Below are 23,514 nucleotides of genomic sequence, written 5' to 3' on the forward strand. Positions count from 1 at the left end.
GATCCAGATCAATCCTTTTGCCGGAGCCTGCCATGCGGCTGACCGCCCTCCTCTTCTGCGCCGCCCTGCTGGCCGGTCCGGCCCTCGCCCAAACCCCGGCCCTCGCCCCGGCCGAACAGACCATGGCCCGCACGGTGGTCGCGGAACATGACCGCCACATCGCCCTGCTCGAGCGGCTGGTGAATCAGAACTCCGGCACCCTGAACCTGCCCGGCGTTCGGGCCGTGGCCGACATGCTGCGTCCCGAATTCGAAGCCTTGGGCTTCGATGTCCGCTGGATCGACATGGCCGAGACCGGCCGCGCCGGCCATCTGGTCGCCACCCACGCCGGGCCGGGCCGCAATGTGCTGCTGATCGGCCACCTCGACACGGTGTTCGAGGCCGACAGTCCGTTCCAGACCTTCGTCCGCGACGGCGACACGGCCGTCGGTCCGGGCGTCGGTGACGACAAGGGCGGCGTCGTGGTCATCCTGTCCGCCCTGCGCGCCATGCAGGCGGCGGGGACATTGAGAGATGCAAGCGTCACCGTCTTCCTCACCGGCGACGAGGAGCGCACCGGCGCGCCCCTGTCCGTCTCTCGCAAGGACCTGATCGACGCGGGCAAGGCCGCCGACTTCGCCCTGGAGTTCGAGGGTCTGGCGATCGAGAACGGCCGCGACTTCGGCACCGTGGCCCGGCGCAGCTCGACCAACTGGACCCTGCGGACCACCGGCCGCACCGGCCATTCCAGCGGCGTCTTCAACGACGCCCTCGGTTATGGCGCGATCTACGAACTGGCGCGCATTCTCGACGCCTTCCGTCGCGAATTGCCGGAGCCCAACCTCACCTACAACGTCGGCGTCCTGGCCGGCGGCACGCCCGCGACGCTGGACGCCGACGGCTTCCGGGTCGCCGCCTCCGGCAAGACCAACATCGTCGCCGAGACCGCCGTGGCCCGCGGCGACCTGCGCGCCCTGACCCCCGAGCAGGAGGCCCGCGCCCGCGACCGCATGCAGACCATCGTCGCCGAACACCTGCCGCGCACGGGCGCCGAACTGGTCTTCGGCGACACCGGCTATCCGCCCATGGCCCCGACCGAGGGCAATCGCGACCTGCTCAACCGGCTGAATGCGGTCAACCGTGACCTGGGCCTGCCCGAAATGGCCGAGTTCGATCCCGCCCGACGCGGCGCGGCCGACAGCGGCTTCGTCGCCGCCGACGTCCCGACTCTCGGCGGTCTGGGCATGGCTGGCTCCGGCGCCCACGCCGAGGGCGAATCGGTGGATCTGAACAGTCTGGTGCGCCAGGCCCAGCGTGCCGCCGTCCTCATCTCTCGCCTCAGCCTGCAACCCTGATCGCCGTCCGACCCGGAGACCGCCATGATCCGCACGACCCTGCTCGCCGCCGCCCTGCTGACGCTCGCCGCCCCGGCCCTCGCCCAGACGACGCCGACCGCCGACGAGGTCCGTGTCCGCCGCCTGCTGGACCGCACGCCCCTGATCGACGGCCACAACGACCTGCCCTGGGCCCTGCGCCAGAACTTCCGCAATGATCCCCACGCCCTGGATCTGACGACCAACCAGTCGGCCAACCGACTGCATACCGACATCCCGCGCCTGCGCGCCGGCGGCGTCGGGGCGCAGTTCTGGTCGGTCTATGTTCCGGCCTCCATGACCCCTCTGGAGGCCGCCCGCGCCACCTTCGAACAGATCGACACGGTCAAGCGTCTGGTCGCCGCCCACCCCGATGTCTTCGAACTGGCGACCACGGCCGACGACATCGCCCGCATCCATCGCGCCGGAAAGATCGCCAGCCTGATCGGCATGGAGGGCGGCTATTCCATCGCCGATTCCCTCGGCCTGCTGCGCGAGTTCCACGACGCCGGCGCCCGCTACATGACCCTGACCCACTCCACGACGACCACCTGGGCCGACAGCGCCACGGACGCGCCGAAGTGGGGCGGCCTGTCTCCCTTCGGCGAACAGGTGGTCAAGGAGATGAACCGGCTCGGCATGATGGTCGATCTCAGCCACGTGTCGGAGGAAACCATGCTGGACGCCCTCCGCGTTTCCGACGCCCCCGTCATCTTCTCCCACTCCTCGGCCCGCGCCGTCACCGACCACCCGCGCGACGTGCCCGACAGCGTCCTGCGCCTGATGGCGGAGGACGGCGGCGTCGTCATGGTCACCTTCGTTCCCGCCTTCGTCTCGGAAAAGGTGCGCCAGTGGGGCGCGAACCGCGCGGGCGAAGAGGCCCGGCTGAGGTCGCTCAACCCCGGCGCGCCCCAGGCGGTGACCGAGGGCCTGCGCGCCTGGGTCCAGGCCAATCCCCAGCCGACCGCCTCGATCGCCGACGTCGCCGACCACGTCGACCATGTCCGCCGCATCGCCGGGATCGATCACGTGGGCCTGGGCGGCGACTTCGACGGCGTCGGCTCCCTGCCCGTCGGCCTGGAAGGGGTGGACGCCTATCCCGCCCTGCTGGCCGAACTGGCCCGTCGCGGCTGGTCCGACGCCGACCTCCGCAAACTCGCCGGCGAGAACATGCTGCGCGTCATGCGCGCGGTCGAGGCCGTGGCGAAGGCCAAGGCCGCCGAACGTCCGAACCTGGCGACGATCGGCTGAACCAATCCTCCCCCACCGGGGGAGGGGGAGCGCGCAGCGGTGGAGGGGGCCGGCGACACACCCGCGTCTGGATCAGGCCCTCCGCACGGCGCAGGGCCGGGCCGCGCCACCTCTTCCAACGGACGGGGGGTTGAGCGCGAGCCGCATCCCCCGGTGTTGACTAACACCCCTATCCGCCCGACAAGACCGCCCTCTTGTCCGGCTCCGTCGTTCCACGGCGGGGCCTCTTGCTTTTGGAGGTCTGGTCCCGTGTCCGTAAACCATCTGATGGGCGTCTATAATCGTGCTCCGCTGGAAGTGGATCGCGGCCGAGGCGTGCGTCTTTGGGCCAAGGACGGCACGGAGTATCTGGACTGCGTCTCCGGCATCTCGACCAACGCCCTGGGCCACGCCCATCCGGTCCTCGTCGAGGCGGTGAAGACCCAGGCCGAGAAGCTGTGGCACGTCTCAAACATCTTCCGCATCCCGGACCAGGAGGCCCTGGCCGACCTGCTGTGCGAACACTCCTTCGCCGACCGGGTCTTCTTCGCCAACTCCGGCACGGAAGCCGTCGAATGCGCGCTGAAGACCGCCCGCCGCTATCACTGGGCCAACGGCGCGCCCGAGCGGATCGACATCTACGGCTTCGACGGCTCCTTCCACGGCCGCACCTACGGGGCGATCAACGCCGCCGCCAACCCCGCCTATGTCGAGGGCTTCGGCCCCCGGCTGGAAGGCTTCCATCAGCTGGTCTGGGGCGACCGCGAGGCGCTGGAGGCCGCCTTCCGCAACCCCACGACCTGCGCCATCGTACTGGAGCCGGTGCAGGGCGAGGGCGGCTGCCGCGTCACGCCCGAGGAAGACCTGCGCTGGATGCGCCAGATGGCTGACGAGACCGGCGTCCTGCTGATCTTTGACGAGGTCCAGTGCGGCATGGGCCGTTCGGGCAAGCTGTGGGCCCACGAATGGGCGGGCATCGCGCCCGACATCATGGCCATCGCCAAGGCCCTGGGCGGCGGCTTCCCCATCGGCGCCTGCCTGGCCACGGAAAAGGCGGCGTCCGGCATGGTCGCCGGCGTTCACGGCACCACCTTCGGCGGCAACCCCCTGGCGATGGCCGTCGGCCTCGCCGCCTTCGGCGAAATGGTAAAGCCCGAGCTGATCCAGAACGTCAACGAGGTCGCCGGCTATCTGAAGCAGCAGCTCGCCGGGCTTCAGGAACGCTTCCCGGACGTCATCGTCGACGTGCGCGGCAAGGGCCTGCTGATCGGCGTGAAACTGGTCCCGAACAACCGCGACTTCATGGCCCTGGCGCGGGACACGCAGCAACTGCTGATCGCCGGCGGCGGCGACAACTGCTGCCGCATCCTGCCCCCCCTCAACATGACCCTCGACGAGGCCCGCGAGGCGATCCAACGCTTCGAAGGCGCCTGCGAAACCGCCCGCGCGCAGATGGCGGCCTGATCGGGTTCATCACAACGGGCACAGCGGATGCACGACGGACACGACGGGAACACGCCTGTTTCGCCGGAAGTGAATCAGATCGGTCGTGCCGTCATGGACGCGGCTTTCGCGGTGCATCGCGAACTCGGACCGGGCTTGCTCGAGTCTGTATATGAGCACTGCCTTGCGGGCGACCTGTCGCGAGCCGGACTGACGGTAGAACGGCAGGTCGCTATCCCTGTCCAGTATCGTGACGAACGACTGGACGTCGGCTTTCGCCTGGACATTCTCGTAGAGCGTCGGGTGATCGTCGAGGTGAAATCGATCGACGCCCTGGCGTCGATCCACACAGCCCAGATTCTCACCTATCTGCGGTTCTCGCAGGTTCGACTGGGCTATCTGATCAATTTCAACGCCCCTAGACTCAAGGACGGCTTTCGCCGTCTGGTGCTATGACTGTCCTTTCGCCGCATTCCCGTCGTGCTCGCCGTGACGTCGTTGTGCTCTTTGTGATGAACTTCCTTTCGACCCGGCCAGATCACCCATGACCCGTCACTTCCTCGACATCCACCGCCTGGACGCCGCCGATCTGCGGGCCATCCTCGATGACGCCCACGTTCGCAAGACGGCCCGCAAGGGCTGGCCCCAGGGCCGTCCCGACGCCGACGCGCCGGGCCGGGACCGCGTCCTCGCCATGATCTTCGAGAAGAACTCGACCCGCACCCGCTTCAGCTTCGACGCGGCCATCCGCCAGCTGGGCGGCTCGTCGATCATCGCCAACTCCACCGACATGCAGCTGGGTCGCGGCGAACCGGTCGAGGACACGGCCCGGGTCCTGTCGCGCATGGTCGACGCCGTGATGATCCGCGCCAACAACCACGAGGACGTCGAACGCTTCGCCCGGGTCGCGACCGTGCCGGTGATCAACGGCCTGACCGACCGCTCCCACCCCTGCCAGATCCTGGCCGACCTGCTCACGATCGAGGAGCATCGCGGCCCGATCGCCGGCAAGACGGTGGCCTGGGTCGGCGACGGCAACAACGTCTGCCACAGCTTCATGCACGCGGCGGCCAAATTCGACTTCCACCTCTCAGTCGCCTGCCCGGCCGAATACCACCCCGACCTGCGCGATCTGGCCCTGGGCGGCAATTCGGTCAGCCTGACCTCGGATCCGCGTGATGCGGTGAAGGGCGCCGACGTCGTCGTCACCGACACCTGGGTCTCGATGGGCGACCAGGACTATGAGGCGCGCCTGGCCGCCTTCGAATCCTACGGCGTGGACGAGGCCCTGATGGATCAGGCCGATCCCGACGCCGTCTTCCTCCACTGCCTCCCCGCCCACCGGGGCGAGGAGGTCACCGACGCCGTCATCGACGGCCCGAAATCCCTGGTCTGGGACGAGGCCGAGAACCGCATCCACGCCCAGAAGGCGGTTCTGGCCTGGTGCTTCGGCGGCTGACGATCAATCTGCCTCATCGATGGGCGGCGAGGCGGACCAGACGCCCAGAGCCAGCACGCCATCATAGGCGCCGTCCTCGCTCGGCTTGAAAATGACGCCTCTGGCCTCGGGGTCGTATCTCTCGAGAACCGGCCCCGCACCGCATTCTGTGTCGCCGCAGGTCCAGGCCGATCCGCCTTGCTGGGCGATGGTCAGGGAGAAAGTCTCCCCCGCCGGAAGGTGGCCAGCTGCGGGAACACCCCCTGCCGGGAAGACATGGAAGGGGGTCTTCCGGGCGTGGAAGTTTCCCATCAGCGCCATAACACGCGCGTCTGGCCGCTGGTGCCGCGCCTGGGCCAGCGCAAACGCCATGTTCAACTCGTACCAGGACTGATCGAGAGTCTCGCCGCGTGGCAGACTCTGCGGCTGGAAGGCATGAATCGAAACATCGAAACCTTCCGTCTTCAACCGCCGCAGCCGCTCGATCAGATTCAGCATCGCCTGGCTGGAACGACCGTCCTGATACTTCCGGTTTAGCAGACTGGAGCCGGTCAGGACCGCCCTTGCGCTCATGGCGTCCGGCGCCGCCAAGAAGGCGTCAAGCGTCGGCTGGAGCGTGTCCTCCAACTCCAGCGCCACGATCACCGGCTCGTTCTGTACGGCCACGCAAGCCATCTCGCCGATCGCTGCCGGAGCCTCGGCCGTTCCATGGATTTCACCAACGACGATGACGCGCTCGGGGCGGGCCAACAGAATATCGAGGGCGGGAAACGGTGCGCACGCAGCCGTCAACGTTCCCGCCATGGCTAGACCGAACAACATTGCGCCCCTCCAATCATTCCCCGATGGTCGGAAGAAAGGAGAGGCGCAATGTCGGAATTGGGGCCAAAGACGGTTTGGGCCTGGCCTATTGCAGCTTCACGTCCGCCACGCCGCCGGCGTCCGGCAGGGTCTTGGTGACATTGGCCTTGGCGATCTCATAGGCGAACCGGAACACCCCGCCCTCGCTGACCCAGACCCGCCCCTCGTCGGCGGCGAAGCGCAGGATCGTCAGGTGCGGATCGTCCTTGCCCTCCGGGTACCAGGCGGCCAGCACCGGGTTCCAGTAGCGGTCGATCACCGCCCGGTCCGGGCCATGCGCCGACAGTTCGCCGTGGATGCAGGCCCAGACCTTCTGGTCCTTCGAGCCATAGTGGAACATGGCGCTCTGCCCGCCGCCGATCGCCGCGTCGCGGGCCAGATCGGTGTCGTCCCGGCTGAAGAACCAGATCGTGCTGGTCGCCTCGTCACGGAACGCGGTCATGGGCTGGGCGTGATAGCCCGGCTGGTCCAGGCCCAGCAGGCCGGTGTTGGACGACTTCAGCGCGTCCCAGAAATGATCTTCGGCTTCGGCGGCGGTGAGGGTCTTGTCGCCCATGGCGGCTCTCCTGTCTGAGGGTTTCAGAAGGAATGACCGGCGGGGCGGCCTTGTTCCGCCACACCCGCGCGCCTTCAGACGGGCGAGCGCATCGGCGCGCCCAGCAGGGCGGCCAGGTGGATGCCCAGCAGGAACACCATCATCGCCCCCAGCAGCATGATGAACCGCCAGGGCGTCATCCTCGGCCCCTTCGTCAGGTCCGGCGGCCGCGCGCCGCGCCATCCGGCGAAGGCCGTCACGGCCAGGGCCGTCGCAAGCAGGATCAGGGTCGTCGTCAGGGTCATGACCGCCTCCCTGCGCCGCGTCCCGGTCCGACGCAACCGCGCCGAGTCCTTGCCGCTTCGTTAATCTTCATCGGTCGTTAACCATATCCGGGCGATAGGCCCCATGTGGGGACGGTCATTTCCACAGGAAGCTGCCCGGCCCCTACATCTTGGGGTTAACCACAGATTTACACCCCGAATCTTGCCCGTTAGCGTGATCCGTCATGGGTCGGGGAGCGAATCAGTGAGCGCTGCGCCTTGGAGCGTCAAAGGGATCGACCCCAAGGCCCGGGAAGTCGCCAAGGACCTCGCGCGCCGCTCCGGCATGACGCTGGGCGAGTGGCTCAACACCATGATCATGGACGACGGCGACGAGGACGACGGCGTCGTGCCGCTCAGCCGCCGCGCCCACGCTTCGGACGCCTTTGAACGTCGGGGTCGGTCGCGCCGCATGGACGACCTGTACGGCGGGTCCGAGGACATCCTCCAGCGGGTGGCGGCCTCGGTCGACGCCCTTGCCGGACGCCTCGAGGCCGCCGAGCGCCGCTCGACCGTCGCCATCCAGGGCATCGACCAGGCCGTCGCCGGCCTCGTCCGCCGGCTGGATGGACAGGAGACGGTCGGCCGCACCTACGGCCGTCGCCTGGACGACATCTCCGAGGAACTGCGCGAGGGTCATCGTCGCCTGCGCGACTTCGAACGCGAGACCGGGCCCAAGACCGCCGAGACCTTCGGCAAGGTCGAGACGGGCCTCGGCGCGCTCGCCTCGCGTCTCTACGACATCGAGGAGCGCCAGCGCACCAGCTTCAATGAACTGCGCCAGCGGATGGAGACGGCCGAGAAGGCGGTCGGCCCCGGCCACGGCTCCGACGCCCTGGCCCGCACCGCCCATCGCCTGGACCAGGCCCAGGCCCAGACCACGGCGGCGCTCAAGGGTCTGGAACGATCCTTCGCCGATCTCGACCGCCGCTTGCGCGACGCCGAAGGCCGGGTCGAACCCCAGGGCCAGCGCGAGGCGGCCCGGTTCGAGAAGCTGGCCGAGGCCCTGTCCCGCCAGGTCGAGGCCAACCGCAGCGAGATGATCCGCAGGCTCGATACGGCCGAGCAGGAAAGCCGCCTTTCCCGCATCGAGGCCGCCGTCGCCGCCGCCCAGGAACAGGTGCGCGCCGCCGAGCAGCGCGGCGCCCAGGGCATCGAGTCCATGGGGCGCGAGGTGCTGCGCATCGCCCAGCACATGGATGGACGCATGCGCGGGCTGGACGCCCGGATCGACCGGTCTGAAACGGCCGTCAACGACAGGATCGCCACCGTCGGCCAGGCGCTCGCGGCCGAACTGAACCAGACGCTCGGCGACAAGCTGGATCGCGAGATGTCCCGCCACGCGCAGCAGGTCGAGCATCGCCTCACCCGCGCCGAGGACCAGCAGGCCCTGGCCATCGAGAAGCTGGGCGCCGAGATCACCCGCATCTCCGATCGGCTGGCGGACCGCATCGCCCAGTCCGAACGCAAATCCGCCCAGGCCCTGGACGACATCAGCCGTCGCCTCGGCGACAATTTCGAGCGGATCGAACGCGCCCAGGACCGCGCCTCCGGCGAACTCAGCGAGCGCCTGCGCCAGAGCGAGGAACGCACCGCCGCCCTGATCGAGCAGGCCCGGACGGCCCGCGAACGCCGCATTGAGGCGCCCGAGCCGTCGCCGGGCGCTGATCGTCGCGAACTCGACCTCGGAGCGATCGACGCCGCCGACTTCCGCCAGCCCGACTGGCGCGCCGCCGCCTTCCCTGAAGAAGCCTTCGACGACGCCGCGCCGAAGAGTGATGCGGCCTCCGGCCCCGCTCCCTTCCCTGCCGCCTTCCCGGCGCAGGAAGCACCCGCCGCGCCGGGCCGGGCGCTGGCGGCGGCCGATCCCGTCGATCGGCTGATCGCCGAAATGGCGGCGGACTGGCCCGGCGCCGAAGAGCGGCCATCGTCGCCCGGCTTCGGCGGCGCTGATGTGACCGACGCCCTCGCCGCGACTGGCCCCTCGGCGGCCCTCGATCACGCCGCTCCGACCTCGAGCGCGCCGTTCGCGACCCAGGCGCCGGCCTTCGGCGCTGTCGCCGTGGAGCCGGACCCGCTGGGTTACGAGCCGGAGCCGATCCCGGCCGCGTCCGACTTCATCGACGCCCAGGCCATGCGCGCCGGTCTGGCCGCCGGGGCCGCCAACGCCCGCGCCGGCGGCGCGCAATCGGCCATCGACGCGGCCCGCGCCGCCATGGCCGCGCCTCCGGTCGAAGAGCCGTCCCCTCGCGGCGCCTTCGGCCTCAAGCGCGGCGGCAAGTCCCGCCTGCAGGAACGTCTCGACAAACAGGCCCAGCGCGAGGGATCGACGGCGCGCAAGGCGCTGCTGGCCTCCGTCACCGCCACGGCCCTCGTCGGGGCTGTCTATGTGACGGGACGCCTGACGGGCATGGACGCCCTGACCATCCCCGGCCTGGATCGCATTCTCGGTCTGGACGCCGCCGCCACCTCGCCGGCCGAGGCTGATGTCCCGCTGGCCGCGGTGGCCCTGACGCCCGAAATCGCCTCGCCCGAGGCCCAGGCCCTGTACGACAAGGCGCTGGAGCAGATCGACGCCGGCGACAAGGCGGGCGTCGACACCCTGACCCAGGCGGCCAATCTCGGCATGGCGGCGGCCCAGTTGAAACTGGTGGACCTCTATCAGAGCGGCGTCGGCGGTGCGGCGCAGAACCTGACCGAAGCCCGCACCTGGGCCCGGCGCGCGGCCGAGGGCGGCGACCCGCGCGGCATGCACGCCTACGCCATGTTCCTGTTCGACGGCGTCGGCGGACAGCGCAATCCGGCCGAGGCCCTGGCCTGGCTCGAAAAGGCGGCGGACCGCGGCTGGGTCGACAGCCAGTTCAACGCCGGCAAGATCTACGAGATCGGAGGCGGCGGCGTCGCCGCCAATCCTACCGAAGCGTTGAAATGGTACCTCATCGCCGCCAAGGCCGGCGACCAGCAGGCGCGTGAATCGGCCGATCGCCTCACCCGCGCCGTTCCCTCAGCCGGCGTTCGCGCCGCCCGCGAGGCCGCCGCCGCCTTCGTCGTTTCCGGCGAATCCTGACGCCTGACGGGCGCAAGGGGTGGCCCCGCGTCGGGACCGCGTCTAAGACCTGACACGCCCCCAGGGGCATGTCGCATCCCAGCCGAAGGCCGGCCCTTTGGACATCTACCTGCCGATCGCCGAGGTTTCGGTGAACTGGCCGCTCCTGGTCTTGCTGGGTGCGGTGGTCGGCTTCGTGTCCGGTCTGTTCGGCATCGGCGGCGGCTTCCTGATGGCCCCGGTGCTGGTCTTCCTCGGCATCCCCCCCACCGTGGCCGTGGCCAGCCAGGCCAGCCACGTCGTGGCCTCCTCCACATCCGGGGTCATCCGCTACTCGGGCCAGGGCGCGGTCGACTTCCGCATGGGCGGCATCATGGCCCTCGGCGGCGCCCTGGGCGCCCTCGCCGGGGTCGAGGTGTTTCGCTACCTGCGCCTCCTCGGCCAGGCCGACCTGGTGGTGGCCCTTTCCTATCTGGTCTTCCTCGGCGCCATCGGCGGGCTGATGCTGTACGAAAGCGTCACCGAGATCCTGCGTCGCCAGCGGGGCGAGCCGGCGCCGCACCGGGACCGCCGCCGGCCGCTGTTCCTCTACGGCCTGCCGTTCCGCATGCGCTTCCCCAAGTCCGGGCTCTACATCAGCGCCATCCCGCCGCTGGCGCTTGGGGTCTTCGCCGGGGTCCTGTCGGCCATCATGGGCGTGGGCGGCGGCTTCATCCTTGTCCCCGCCATGCTCTATGTCCTTCGCATGCGGGCCGGCGTGGTCGTCGGCACCAGCCTGTTCCAGATCATCATCACCACCGCCATCACCACCGTGCTGCAGGCGGGCCGCAACCAGACGGTCGACATCGTCCTGTCCTCGCTTCTGCTGTTCGGCGGCGTCGTGGGGGCCCAGGCGGGGGCACGCTTCGCGGGCCGGTTCCGCGCCGAGGAACTGCGCGCCCTGCTCGGCGTCATCGTGCTGGCCGTGGGCATCCATATGGGGCTGGAGCTGTTCGTCCGTCCCTCGGAAATCTTCCTCCTGGCGCCGGGGGTGGCGGACTGATGTTCCAGGCCGAGCTCCCCCCGCCCCCCGCCGTCAGCGCCCCGGCTCCCGCCCCGGCCCAGTCGGTCTCGACCGTGACCGACCTGCGCGTCGTCGCCGCCCTGACCGACGCGCAGGTTCGGGTCGACTCCAGCTTCCGCGGCGCGTCGATCGTCCTGTACGGCGCGGTCTTCAACCCCACGCCCGATCCCGCCGATGTCGTGGTGGTGGTGCGCGGACCTGACGCCCCGGTCCGCCTGGTGAAGAAGACTCGGCACATGGGCGTCTGGCTCAACAGCCGCCCGGTCCTGTTCGAGGGCGCGCCCGGCTTCTACATGGCGGCCTCAACCCGGCCGCTGAACCAGATTTCCGACTTCGGCCAGTTGCGTCGCCTGGGGCTGGGCGTCGATCATCTGCGCATCGACGCCCCGGAGGAGGCGCGCAGCGTGACCCGCTATGGCGTCCGCGACGTCGTCGTCAGCCAGCTGGGCTCGGACTATCTAGATTGGCGCCGCGCGGTCATCCGCCTGAAGGAGGCCGCCGCCCTCTACGACACCGACCCCCAGGGCGTCCGCTTCGTCGATCAGGGCCTGTTCCGCGCCGAACTCAAGCTCCCGGCCGTCGCCCCGACCGGCCGCTACTACGCCGAGGTCTGGCTGTTCCAGCAGGGCGAGCCCCGCTCGGTCTCCAACCTGACCCTCACCGTCGACAAGGTCGGGGTGGAGCGCGACATCTACGAATTCGCCCACCGCCGGCCCTGGACCTACGGCCTGGTCTGCGTGCTCCTGGCGGCGGTCACCGGCTATGCCGCATCCTGGGTGTTCCGGCGAAGGTAACGGCCTGTAAAATCAGGGCTTGCCCCCAAGGCCGCAACCCTTTGTTCAGACTCCGCCGCTAGATCTGCGACATCCTGTCACAGGGTCGCGCGTCCGCGCGACCCCGACGTCCGAACGGACACGGCCTGGTGGCGGAGTGGATACGCAGCGGGTCCGCAAACCCGATCACCCTCCGTTCGACTCGGAGGCCAGGCCTCCAGGACGCTCGCCGTCGCCGTCACCCGGCTCGGGCCAGCCGCACCAGCTTGCCGTCGTCCTCGTCCGTGATGGCCCAGACGGCGCCGTCCGGTCCTACCGCGACGTCGCGCACGCGCTCGCCCAGGTCCGTCAGCAGCCGCTCCTCGCCCACGACCCGGTCATTCTCGATCACCAGGCGCGCGATATGCTTCTCCCTCAGGGCCGCGACCAGCAGATTGCCGTTCCAGCCGGGGAACATGGCGCCCGAATACAGGGTCATCCCGCCCGGCGCGATCACCGGATCCCAGTAATAGACCGGCTGTTCGGTGCCGTCCTTCTGCGTCGCCCCGGCCCCGATCGGCCCGCCGGCGTATTCGATGCCATAGGCGGCGTCGGGCCAGCCATAGTTCCGGCTGGCCTGGGTCAGGTTCAGTTCGTCGCCGCCCCGGGCCCCGTGTTCGACCGTCCAGACCTGCCCCTGGGGCGTGACCACCACCCCCTGCGGACTGCGGTGACCCAGGCTCCAGATCTCGGGCAGGGCGCCCGCGCGGCCGACGAAGGGATTGTCCTGCGGCGCCGATCCGTCGGCGTTGATGCGGATGATCTTGCCCATGTGCGACCCCAGGTCCTGCGCCTGCGGCCGCATCGGCCGGTCGGACCGTTCGCCCAGGGTCAGGAACAGCTTGCCGTCGGGCGCGAAGGTCAGGGCGCCGCCGAAATGCTTGTCCCCGTCATAGGTCGGCATGGCGCGGAAGATCACCTTCACCTGCTCCACCCGCGTCCCGTCATCCGCCAGACGCCCGCTGGCGATCGAGGTGGCGTTGCCGCCGTCGCGCGGCTCGGAATAGGCCCAGAAGATCATCCGGTCCGTGGCGAACGACGGGCTCAGCGCCACGTCCAGCAGACCGCCCTGCCCGCGCGCGGCCACGGCGGGCAGGCCCGCGATCGGCTCGCCCTTGGCCCCGTCGGCGCCGATGATCCGCAGGGTTCCGGCGCGTTCCGTCACCAGCCAGCGCCCGTCCGGCAGCAGGGCCAGGCCCCAGGGATGGTTCAGCCCGGACGCCACCACCGTATGGGCCAGCGCCGCCTCGGTGCGCACGGCGGGGGCCCGCGTCTGTCCGGCGAAGGCCGGCTGCTGGCTGGGGGCGTTGGCCGGGCGAGTCTCCAGGGGCGTCCCCGGCTCGCCGCCCGCCCCGCTCTGGCCGCTCGCCCCACACGCCGCCGCCAGCGACAGGCCGGCCGCGGCCCCGGCGATCAGGAGAGACTTGCGGGACAGGGTCTGGCGGAAAAGGCGCATCGGGGTCTCCGTGGGGCGCAGGCGATGGAACATGACGATTCCTCTTATGGGCCTCCGTTCCCGCCGCAAGCGGAAACGGCGGTCTTGAACCGCGTCGAGGTCCACTATATAGCGACCCCTCTTCCGCGTGCGGCGGCGTTTTGACGCCCCTACGGTTGGGTAGCTCAGATGGTTAGAGCGGTGGATTCATAACCCACAGGTCGGCGGTTCGATCCCGCCTCCAACCACCACGCGGAAGCCTCTCCAGACCTCGGCTCTCAGCCCCGCGCACAACGGCGTTGCAGCGCCACGCCCTTCAGGAAGCCTCGACGGACCAGTCCCGCCCGGATGGCCGCCTGAACTTCGCGGTCATGCGCCGCCGCGCCCGACAGGCGGCGCACCCAGCTTCTCAGCGGAATGAAGTCCGTGGCCGTGTCGCGCACCACGTCCAGGGCGACATTGGCGGCCTGTTCTCCCGTGCCCTGGGCGGCCTGCGGCTGATCGACGTCGGGGCCCAGAGCCTCGTCCAGATCGTCGATCTGGGCGATCACGGCGGCGCACCGACGCAGGCCGTCGGTGGCGTAGGGCGCGCGCCGGGCGGCGATCAGCACCTCCGGCACCTCTTGCCGCCGCAGGTTCAGATCATCCAGCGGCGCGGTCGCCGCCGTCGCGACGCCGTCGCGGAACGTCGCCCCACCCTGGTTCGCCTGCTCGCGGTTCAGTTCCACTCCCGACATGCCGGGGATGGAGGCGCAGGCGCCCAGCGTGCTCGCACCAACCGCCATCAGGGCGGCGAGGATCGCAGGGCGAAAGGATGTCATGGGCGGGCTCCGGCAAGCGTGACTGTAACCGCAACAGCGCACGGGTCGCCGTCCGGTTCCAGACCCGAGCCGAAGCCTTGGCCTCAGGCGGGCTCCGCCAGGGCCTGGGCGTCGCTCCGTTCCGCCGCCTCGGCCCGGGCCACGGTCGACGGCGTGATCCGCACGAACCGCGCCGACGCCTCCGCCCAGTTGGACAGCAGGCGACGGGCCAGGGGCGAACCCGTCGCCGCCGCATGGGCCTGGACCAGGGCGCGCAGCCGCTCGTCCGACGCTGGAGTGGTCGGCGTGATCTCGGCCATGTCGCCGTTCAGCGCCAGCTTCACCCGATCGACGTCATCCATGACGAACAGCTCGCCGCCCGACATGCCCGCCGCCAGGTTCCATCCGGTGGAGCCCAGCACCACCACCCGACCGCCGGTCATATATTCACAGCCGTGGGCGCCCAGCCCCTCGACGACCGCCTCGGCGCCGGAGTTGCGCACCCCGAACCGTTCGCCGCCCGATCCGGCCACGAACAGCCGCCCCGACGTCGCGCCGTACAGGGTGGTGTTGCCGACCATCGGCTGGCGCTCGCGCCACTCCACCGGACGCACCACGATCTCGGCGCCCGACAGGCCCTTGCCGACATAGTCGTTGGCCTCGCCGGTCAGCTCCAGCTTCAGGCCCCTGGCCGCGAAGGCGCCGAACGACTGGCCGGCCGATCCGGTCAGCTTCAGGGTCAGCACCCCCGCCGGACCGGCCGGTCCCCAGCGCCGCACGATGGCCGAAGACACGCCCGCGCCGATCGTGCGCATGACGTTGGAGATCGGATAGCTCAGCTCCGACGTCTGGCCCCGGTCGAGGAAGGCCCAGGCGTCGTTCAGCACCCGCTCGTCCAGGGTCGGCGGAATCTCGGCCCGCCCCTTTTCGGCCCAGGCCTTGCGCTCGCCCGGATCGACCTGAACCAGCAGCGGATTCAGGTCCAGGTCGTCCAGATGCGACCCCCCGCGCCGCACCTGACGCAGCAGATCGGTCCGGCCGACGATCTCGTCCAGGGTCCGCGCCCCCAGCTGGGCCAGGATCTCGCGCACCTCCTCGGCGATGAAGCTGAACAGGTTGACCACCTTGTCGGCCGTTCCGGTGAACTTCTCGCGCAGACGCGGGTCCTGCGAACAGACGCCGACCGGACAGGTGTTCGAATGGCACTGGCGCACCATCAGACAGCCCATGGCGATCAGGCTGGCGGTGCCGATATTGAACTCCTCGGCGCCCAGGATCGCGGCGATGACGATGTCGCGCCCGGTGCGCATCCCGCCGTCGGCCCGCACCACGACGTGGCTGCGCAGATTGTTCAGGCTCAGCACCTGATGGGTCTCGGCCAGACCGATCTCCCAGGGCAGGCCCGCGTGCTTGATGGACGACTGGGGCGAGGCGCCGGTGCCGCCATTGTGGCCCGCGATCAGGATGGCGTCGGCCTTCGCCTTGGCCACGCCCGAGGCGATCGCCCCGATGCCCGACGCCGAGACCAGCTTCACCGTCACCCGCGCCTGCGGGTTGATCGACTTCAGGTCGTAGATCAGCTGCGCCAGATCCTCGATCGAATAGATGTCGTGGTGCGGCGGCGGGCTGATCAGGGTCGTGCCCGGCACGGCGTGCCGCATCCGCCCGATGAACTCGGTCACCTTGAAGCCGGGCAGCTGGCCGCCCTCGCCGGGCTTGGCGCCCTGGGCCACCTTGATCTCGATCTCGCGGCACTGGTTCAGATATTCGGCCGTGACGCCGAACCGGCCCGAGGCGATCTGCTTGACCGCCGAGTTCATGTTGTCGCCGTCCGGCCGCGTGGCGTAACGCTCCGGATCCTCGCCGCCCTCGCCCGACACCGAGCGGGCGCCGATCCGGTTCATGGCGACGTTCAGCACGCCGTGGGCTTCGGGGCTCAGCGCGCCCAGCGACATGCCGGGCGTCAGGAACCGCTTGCGGATGTCCGAAACGCTCTCGACCTCATAGACCGGAACCGGGGTCAGCCCCTCGCGCCAGTCCAGCAGGTCGCGCGGCGCATTGTCCGGCTGGGCCCGCACCGCCTCGGAATACTGCTTGAAGCGGCGATAGTCCCCCCGATTGCAGGCGTCCTGCAGCAGGTGGATCGTGCGCGCGTCATGGGCGTGGCTCTCGCCGCCCGTCCGTATGCGGAAGAATCCGCCGATCGACGGAACCGGCGTCGCCTCGGTCCAGGCCGCCGCGTGCCGCTTCAGCGACGCCTGCTCCAGCCCGGCCATGCCGATGCCCGAGATGCGCGACGGGGCGCCGGGGAAGAACTCGGCCGTCAGGGCCCGGCTCAGGCCCAGCACCTCGAATTCGCATCCGCCGCGATAGGCGGAGATCACGCTGATGCCCTTGCGCGCCAGGGTCTTCAGCAGGCCCGTCTCGATCCCGGCCTTGTAGTTCAGGCAGGCCTCGCGCAGCGACAGGCCCGGATAGACGCCCCGGTCCATGCGTTCCTGGAACATCTCCTGCGCCAGCCAGGGATTGACCGCCGTGGCCCCGACCCCGACCAGCACCGCGAAACCGTGCGGGTCCAGCACTTCGGACGACCGCACCACGATCGAGACGAAGGACCTCAGTCCCTTGTCGGTCAGCCGCCCATGCACCGCCGCCGTGGCCAGGATCATCGGCGTCGACAGCCGGTCCTCCGACGCCCGCTCGTCAGTCAGGACGATCAGGCTGGATCCGCCGCGCGCCGCCGCCTCCGCTTCGTCGCGGATGCGGTCGATGGCCGCCCTCAGGCTCGCGCCCGAGATCGCGCCCGGCTCCGGCAAGGCATAGGAACAGTCGACGACCGTCGTCGAACCCGCCCCGACCACATCCAGCATCCGCTCGTACATGCCCGTGGTCAGCACCGGGCTGTCCAGCACGAAGACATTGGTCTGGGCCTCTTCTTCGGCCAGGATGTTGCCCAGGTTCTTGAACCGGGTCTTCAGGCTCATCGCCCCGGCTTCGCGCAGCGGGTCGATCGGCGGGTTGGTGACCTGCGAGAAGTTCTGGCGGAAATAGTGGGCCAACGGACGCGGCAGGGCCGACAGCACCGCCGGCGGTGTGTCATCGCCCATCGAGCCGATGGCCTCCTTGCCGTCCAGGATCAGCGGATCCAGCAGCATCTCCAGATCTTCTCGGCTGTATCCGGCGGCGATCTGGCGGCGGGTCAGGGCCTCGCCGGTGGCCGCGCGCGGTTCCGGTCCGGGGCCGATCACCGGCTCCAGATCGACCATGTTGTCCAGCCACTCGCGGTACGGATGGGCCTCGGCCAGGGCGTCGATCGCCTGGGTTTCGTCCAGCACCGTCCCGGCCTTCAGATCGATGACGATCATCCGCCCCGGCCCGATGGGCAGGCGACGGTCGATCCGCGCCTCCGGCACGCCCGCCAGGCCCGCCTCCGATCCCGCCAGCAGCAGGCCGTCATGCGTCGTCATCGCCCGCAGCGGCCTCAGTCCGTTGCGATCCTTGCCGCAGACGATGTAGCGGCCGTCGGTGGCGCAGATGGCGGCCGGCCCGTCCCACGGCTCCATCACCGCATTGCAATAGGCGTAGAGCGCCTGATGCTCGACCTTCATGAGGCCCGCATCCTTCGACCAGGCCTCGGGGATCAGCAGGGCCTTGGCCATCGGCGCCGGACGCCCGGCGCGCACCAGCACCTCGAACACATTGTCCAGCGCCGCCGAATCCGACCCCCCCGCCTGGACCACCGGCTTCACATCGTCGCCATGCTCGCCGAAAGCCTGGGCGGCCATGCGGATCTCATGGCTCTTCATCCAGTTGAGATTGCCCTTCAGCGTGTTGATCTCGCCGTTGTGGGCCAGCATCCGGAACGGCTGGGCCAGCCGCCACTCGGGGAAGGTGTTGGTCGAATACCGCTGGTGGAAGATGGCGTAGGCGGCCTCGAACGTCGGGTCCAGCAGATCAGGATACAGCCGGTCCAGCAGTTCGGCCCGCACCATCCCCTTGTAGATCAGCGACCGCGCCGACAGGGAGCAGATATAGAAGCCCGGCACGGCCTCGGCCTGGACCGCGCGCTCGATCCGGCGGCGCACCAGATACAGTTCCCGCTCCAGCGCCTCGCCGTCGTCCTCGCCCGCCAGATGGGCCGGAACCGCCAGCATGATCTGTTCGATCTCCGGGCGCGTGGCCCCCGCCTTCTCGCCGACCACCGACAGGTCAATGGGCGTCTGGCGCCAGCCGTAGATATAGAAGCCGGCGCGCAGCACCTCGGTCTCGACGATGGCGCGGGCGCGGTCCTGGGCGCCCAGGTCGGTGCGCGGCAGGAAGATCTGGCCGATGGCGATCGGTCCGGGACGCAGGGCCTGGCCGATCACCCGCACCTGCTCGGCGAAGAAGCCCTGCGGCGCCTCGACCATCAGGCCGGCGCCGTCCCCTGACAGGCCGTCGGGATCGACCGCGCCGCGGTGGGCGACGTTCTTCAGCGACTTGACCGCCAACTCCACCACGTCGCGGCGCGCCTTGCCGTCGATGGCGCACACCATGCCGACGCCGCAGGCGTCCTTCTCCGACGACGGCTCATAGGCGCCGGCCTCGATCAGTCGCTGCCGATCCGTGTTGTATTGTTCCAGCCAGGTCATGCGGCCTGTTCCTCGGTACGCGTACGCAGATAGCGGTCGATTTCGGCGGCGGCGTCCTGACCGTCGCGGACGGCCCAGACCACCAGAGACGCGCCGCGCACGGCGTCCCCGGCGGCGAACACCCCAGGCAGGCTGGTGGCGAAGCCGGTGGTGTTGATCGACTGCGAGGTGACGATCGTCCCCCATTCCGTCAGGCCCAGATCGGGATGATGCTCGCCGAACGCCTCGGGCTCGAACCCCAGGGCTTCGATGACCAGATCGGCCGACAGGTCGAAATCGCCGCCGGGCACGGGGATGATCTCGCGGCGCTTGCCGAACTCCGGCTCGGTCAGGGCCATCCGCGCGGCGCGAACGGCCGAGACGGCGCCGTCCCGCGACATCAGCGCCTTGGGCGCGCCCAGCCATTCGAAGACCACGCCTTCTTCCTCGGCGTTCTGAACCTCGCGGGCCGAGCCGGGCATATTGGCCTTGTCGCGACGATACAGGCAGACGACCGACTCGGCGCCCTGGCGAACGGCGGTGCGAACGCAGTCCATGGCGGTGTCGCCGCCGCCCACGACCACAACCCGACGGCCCTTCGCATGGGTCCAGCCCTCGCCCTCGGCGTCGCCTAGATCGCGCCGGTTCTGCTGGATCAGATAGTCGAGCGCCGGAAGCGTATCCCCCGGCCCCGCCCCCGGAACCGACAGGGCCCGTGCATTATAGACGCCCATCGCCAGCAGCACGGCGTCATGCCGTTCGCGCAATTCCTCCAGCGACACGTCCTTGCCGACCTCGCAGCCGGTCACGAACGTCACCCCGCCCTCGGCCAGACGGTCCAGGCGCCGCTGAACGATCCGCTTTTCCAGCTTGAAGCCGGGAATGCCGTACATCAGCAGTCCGCCGGCCCGGTCGTGCCGGTCATAGACGGTGACCTGATAGCCGGCCGAGCGCAGCCGGTCCGCCGCCGCCATCCCGGCCGGACCCGCGCCGACGATCCCCACCGACTGGCCGCGCTCATACAGGGGCCGGATCGGCTCGACCCAGCCGTTGTCGAAGGCGGTGTCGGCGATGAAGGCCTCGACCGAGCCGATGGTCACCGCCTCCCAACCCGAGACGTTCAGGGTGCAGGCCCCCTCGCACAGTCGGTCCTGCGGACAGATCCGGCCGCAGATCTCCGGCAGGGTCGAGGTCTCCGACGACGCGCGCCACGCCTCGCGCATCTCGTCCTGCGAGGCCAGATTCAGCCAGTCCGGGATATTGTTCTGCAGCGGACAGGCGTCCTGGCAGAAGGGCACGCCGCACGAGGTGCAACGACCGGCCTGGACCTCGACATTGGCCGTTGTCGGCTTGACGATGATCTCGCCGAAATCCTGCACGCGTTTCTCCGCAGCCGCCTTGGGCAGGCGGCGCGGTTCTACGACGAAGCCCTTGGCGGGCGAGGATCCGGTCTTTTGCATGTGCGGCATAAAGCGCAAATCGACCCATTTGCGCAAATGGATTCCGATAAATCGATGTTTCAACGTCACAGACGCAATTCAATTGCGCCTGAGTGTTGCAATGCGACCGTTTCATTCCATCGCGCCGCATCCGAGCTGCGAGTCGCTCTCGCATCTGCGGCGCAACCATGACGAAAAGTTAAGGCGCTGCGCCTTTGCGGCGGCGTCGGCCAGCCTTTACCGAGGGGTCGCGGTCACAGGATCGCCACACTCACCCGAGGTTTCCATGCGTTCGTCCGTCCGTCGACTTGCCTTGATGGGAGGCGTCGCCGCCTCCGTCCTCCTCTCCGCCCCCGCCCTGGCCCAGGACGCCGCGAGCGCCCTCGTCGCCGCGCCCGCCGTGACGGCCCAGGCCCGCGGCGAACGCCTGGCGCCCCTGCCGGCGCTCGACATTCCCTATACGAAGTTCGTTCTGGACAACGGCCTGACGCTGATCGTCCACGAGGACCACAAGACGCCGGTCGTGGCGGTCAACATCTGGTACCACGTCGGCTCCAAGAACGAGCCGACCGGCCGGTCCGGCTTCGCCCACCTGTTCGAGCACCTGATGTTCAACGGGTCGGAGAACTACAACAACGACTTCTTCAAGGGCACGGAGCTGCTGGGCGCCACCGACCAGAACGGCACCACCAACACCGACCGCACCAACTATTTCCAGAACGTCCCGACCTCGGCGCTCGACGCCATGCTGTGGCTCGAGAGCGACCGGATGGGCCACCTGCTCGGCGCCATTGACCAGGCGCGCCTCGATGAGCAGCGCGGCGTGGTCCAGAACGAGAAGCGCCAGGGCGAGAACCAGCCCTACGGCCGCGTCTGGGACGCCATCACCGCCGCCACCTATCCGTCCGACCACCCCTACGGCCACACCGTCATCGGTTCGATGGACGACCTGAACGCCGCCGACCTGGCCACGGTGCAGCAGTGGTTCAAGGACTACTACGGCGCCGCCAACGCCGTGATCGTCCTGGCCGGCGACATCACGCCGGAAGAGGCCAAGGCCAAGGTCGAGAAATACTTCGGCGACATCCCCTCGGGTCCCCCGGTCACCCACGCCGAGTCGATGATCGCCAAGATGACCGGCTACAAGACCGAGACCATGTACGACCGCGTCGGCCAGCCGCGCATGTACAAGGTCTGGAACACGCCCGAGACCGGCGCCGCCGACAGCGACTATCTGGGCCTGCTGGCCCAGGTCCTGACCTCGGGCCGCAACTCGCGCCTCTACAAGCGCCTGGTGTTCGACGAGCAGATCGCCACCCAGACCGCCGCCTTCAACGCCGAGGCCGAGATCGGCAGCCAGTTCCTGATCATGGTCACCGCCAAACCGGGTCAGGACATGGCCCGGATCGAGGCCATCGTCGATGAGGAACTGGCCAGACTGCTCCGCGACGGTCCGACGGCCGAGGAACTGGAGCGCGCCCGCACGAACGTCGGCGCCGGCATGGTGCGCGGCCTGGAGCGGATCGGCGGCTTCGGCGGCAAGTCCGACCTGCTGGCCGAGAGCCAAGTCTATCACGGTGATCCGGGCGCCTGGAAAGTCAGCTATGACCGGCTCCAGGCCGCGACGGCCGCCAATCTGACCGCCGCCGGCCGCGCCTGGCTGACGGACGGCAGCTATCGCCTGAACGTCCTGCCCTTCCCGGAATATTCGGCGGCTCCGACCGGGGTCGATCGCTCGGCGGGCGTGCCCGCCACCGGCGAGGTGCCGGCGGCGGTCTTCCCTGACGTCCAGCACGCGACACTGTCGAACGGGCTGAAGGTCGTGCTGGCCTCGCGCTCGGGCGTGCCCACGGTCAGCATGAACCTGATCGTCGGCGCCGGCTCGGCGGTCGACAGCGACGCCAAGCTGGGCCTGGCCAATCTGGCCCCCTCGGTCATGACCAACGGCACGGATGAACTCGACGCGCTCGAGATTTCCGATCGTCTGCAACTGCTGGGCGCGACCCTCGGCGCCGGCTCGGCGACCGACTACACCTCGGTCAGCATGACGGCCCTGTCGTCGCGCCTGGCTCCGTCGCTCGACCTCTACGCCGACGTGATCCAGAACCCGGCCTTCCGCGCCGAGGACTTCAACCGCGCCCGCGCCCAGCAGGTCGCCGGCATCCAGCAGACGAACCGCAGCCCCGGCGCCGTCGCCAACCGCGTCCTGGCCGCCTCGACCTTCGGGCCGGGCAACCCCTACGGCCGCCCCGGTTCGGGCACCGAGGAAACGGTCGCCGGTCTGACCCCGGCCGACGCCGAGGCCTTCCACGCCGCCTGGTTCCGCCCCGACAACGCCACCCTGGTCGTCGTCGGCGACGTCCAGCTGGCCGATCTGACCGCGCAGCTCGAACGCGCCCTGCGCGGCTGGAAGGCTCCCGCCTCCCCGCTGCCGGCGCGTCCTGAACGGCCGACCCCGTCCGCCGGCGCGCCGAGCCGCGTCCTGGTCGTCAACCGTCCGGGACCGCAGACGGTGATCATGGCCGGCCGCCTGACCGCGCCGTTCGACGCCGCGACCGAAGCCGAGCAGGACGTGTTCAACACGGCCCTGGGCGGCGCCTTCACCAGCCGCATCAACATGAACCTGCGTGAGGACAAGCACTGGTCCTACGGCGCCGGTTCGGGCGTGCGCGCCGCCAACGGCCCCCGCCTGTTCGCGGCCTCGGCGGCGGTCCAGTCGGACAAGGCCATCGAAAGCGTCGGCGAGATCCGCAAGGAGTTGTCCGAGGTCACCGGCTCGCGTCCGCTGACCGAGACCGAACTCAATGCGGTCAAGGCCAACATCATTCAGGGCATGGCCGGCGGCTGGGAAACCAACGGCGCGGTCATGGGCGAACTGACCTCGATGGTCGTCTATGGCCGGCCCGAGAACTACTATGACACCTACGCCCAGATGGTCAGGGCCACGACGACCCGCGACGCCGCCGAGGCGGCCCGCACCGTCGTCGGCTCCGGTCCCACGACCTGGGTCGTGGTCGGCGACGCCGCCGCCGTCACCGAGCGCCTCAAGGGGCTTAACCTCGGCGAGGTCACGGTGGTCGACACCTGGGGCAAGCCGGTCCAGTAGGACCGCGCCCGTCCTCGAACG

At 69.6% G+C, this 23,514-nt stretch carries 16 protein-coding genes and 1 tRNA gene; 10 read left to right on the forward strand and 7 right to left on the reverse strand.

Annotated features, from left to right (window positions below; genetic code table 11):
• The first annotated feature begins 32 nt into the window (after positions 1-32).
• From ACO2Q1_RS04245 to argF, 5 genes are all read left to right on the forward strand, one after another.
• Entirely contained in the window at positions 33-1,334 is a 1,302-nt protein-coding gene (locus ACO2Q1_RS04245) for a M20/M25/M40 family metallo-hydrolase (RefSeq protein ID WP_423328303.1), read from the forward strand.
• Positions 1,335-1,358: 24 nt separating this feature from the next.
• A complete protein-coding gene (locus ACO2Q1_RS04250; RefSeq protein ID WP_423328304.1) occupies positions 1,359-2,603 on the forward strand; it encodes a dipeptidase in 1,245 nt (414 codons plus the stop codon).
• Positions 2,604-2,852: 249 nt separating this feature from the next.
• Positions 2,853-4,046: an aspartate aminotransferase family protein gene (locus tag ACO2Q1_RS04255; protein WP_423328305.1), complete on the forward strand. Its 1,194-nt coding sequence runs from the start codon at positions 2,853-2,855 to the stop codon at positions 4,044-4,046.
• A gap of 27 nt (positions 4,047-4,073) precedes the next feature.
• Positions 4,074-4,481, forward strand: a complete 408-nt coding sequence (locus ACO2Q1_RS04260; RefSeq protein WP_423328306.1) for a GxxExxY protein — start codon at positions 4,074-4,076, stop codon at positions 4,479-4,481.
• 88 nt (positions 4,482-4,569) lie between these two features.
• Positions 4,570-5,484, forward strand: coding sequence for an ornithine carbamoyltransferase (gene argF, locus ACO2Q1_RS04265; RefSeq protein WP_423328307.1), 915 nt, complete (start codon positions 4,570-4,572; stop codon positions 5,482-5,484).
• 3 nt (positions 5,485-5,487) lie between these two features.
• Here the strand turns inward: argF and ACO2Q1_RS04270 are convergent, their stop codons facing one another.
• The 3 genes from ACO2Q1_RS04270 to ACO2Q1_RS04280 form a co-directional block, all read right to left on the reverse strand.
• On the reverse strand, positions 5,488-6,213 hold the full coding sequence (locus ACO2Q1_RS04270; protein ID WP_423328308.1) for a hypothetical protein: 726 nt from the start codon (positions 6,211-6,213) through the stop codon (positions 5,488-5,490).
• A gap of 157 nt (positions 6,214-6,370) precedes the next feature.
• Positions 6,371-6,880: a pyridoxamine 5'-phosphate oxidase family protein gene (locus ACO2Q1_RS04275; protein ID WP_423328309.1), complete on the reverse strand. Its 510-nt coding sequence runs from the start codon at positions 6,878-6,880 to the stop codon at positions 6,371-6,373.
• A gap of 74 nt (positions 6,881-6,954) precedes the next feature.
• Positions 6,955-7,164: a hypothetical protein gene (locus tag ACO2Q1_RS04280; RefSeq protein ID WP_423328310.1), complete on the reverse strand. Its 210-nt coding sequence runs from the start codon at positions 7,162-7,164 to the stop codon at positions 6,955-6,957.
• Positions 7,165-7,387: 223 nt separating this feature from the next.
• Between ACO2Q1_RS04280 and ACO2Q1_RS04285 the strand changes: the two genes are divergently transcribed.
• The 3 genes from ACO2Q1_RS04285 to ACO2Q1_RS04295 all read left to right on the forward strand — a co-directional run bounded on the left by ACO2Q1_RS04285 (position 7,388) and on the right by ACO2Q1_RS04295 (position 12,085).
• Entirely contained in the window at positions 7,388-10,249 is a 2,862-nt protein-coding gene (locus tag ACO2Q1_RS04285) for a hypothetical protein (RefSeq protein WP_423328311.1), read from the forward strand.
• Positions 10,250-10,346: 97 nt separating this feature from the next.
• Positions 10,347-11,270, forward strand: coding sequence for a sulfite exporter TauE/SafE family protein (locus ACO2Q1_RS04290; protein ID WP_423328312.1), 924 nt, complete (start codon positions 10,347-10,349; stop codon positions 11,268-11,270).
• The gene (locus ACO2Q1_RS04295; protein ID WP_423328313.1) at positions 11,270-12,085 is read left to right on the forward strand and encodes a TIGR02186 family protein; all 816 of its coding nucleotides are present in this window, start codon (positions 11,270-11,272) and stop codon (positions 12,083-12,085) included. The genes ACO2Q1_RS04290 and ACO2Q1_RS04295 overlap by 1 nt, the downstream gene beginning before the upstream one ends.
• Before the next feature lie 217 nt (positions 12,086-12,302).
• Here ACO2Q1_RS04295 and ACO2Q1_RS04300 read toward each other — a convergent pair whose 3' ends face one another.
• Entirely contained in the window at positions 12,303-13,592 is a 1,290-nt protein-coding gene (locus tag ACO2Q1_RS04300) for a PQQ-dependent sugar dehydrogenase (protein ID WP_423328314.1), read from the reverse strand.
• A 120-nt stretch (positions 13,593-13,712) separates the two neighbouring features.
• On the opposite strand from ACO2Q1_RS04300, the gene ACO2Q1_RS04305 reads away from it, so the two are divergent.
• Positions 13,713-13,789: transfer RNA gene (locus ACO2Q1_RS04305), tRNA-Met, on the forward strand.
• A 27-nt stretch (positions 13,790-13,816) separates the two neighbouring features.
• On the opposite strand, the gene ACO2Q1_RS04310 is transcribed toward ACO2Q1_RS04305, so the two are convergent.
• The 3 genes from ACO2Q1_RS04310 to ACO2Q1_RS04320 all read right to left on the reverse strand — a co-directional run bounded on the left by ACO2Q1_RS04310 (position 13,817) and on the right by ACO2Q1_RS04320 (position 20,408).
• A complete protein-coding gene (locus ACO2Q1_RS04310; RefSeq protein ID WP_423328315.1) occupies positions 13,817-14,359 on the reverse strand; it encodes a hypothetical protein in 543 nt (180 codons plus the stop codon).
• An 83-nt stretch (positions 14,360-14,442) separates the two neighbouring features.
• Positions 14,443-18,969 (reverse strand): glutamate synthase large subunit, encoded by a 4,527-nt coding sequence (gene gltB / locus ACO2Q1_RS04315; RefSeq protein ID WP_423328316.1) that lies wholly within the window; start codon positions 18,967-18,969, stop codon positions 14,443-14,445.
• Positions 18,966-20,408, reverse strand: coding sequence for an NAD(P)-dependent oxidoreductase (locus tag ACO2Q1_RS04320; protein WP_423328317.1), 1,443 nt, complete (start codon positions 20,406-20,408; stop codon positions 18,966-18,968). Before ACO2Q1_RS04320 ends, gltB begins: the two co-directional genes overlap by 4 nt.
• Before the next feature lie 265 nt (positions 20,409-20,673).
• Between ACO2Q1_RS04320 and ACO2Q1_RS04325 the strand changes: the two genes are divergently transcribed.
• A complete protein-coding gene (locus ACO2Q1_RS04325) occupies positions 20,674-23,493 on the forward strand; it encodes a M16 family metallopeptidase (protein ID WP_423328318.1) in 2,820 nt (939 codons plus the stop codon).
• The last annotated feature ends 21 nt before the right edge of the window (positions 23,494-23,514 follow it).

Source organism: Brevundimonas sp. VNH65, assembly GCF_049445955.1.
Lineage (GTDB): Bacteria > Pseudomonadota > Alphaproteobacteria > Caulobacterales > Caulobacteraceae > Brevundimonas.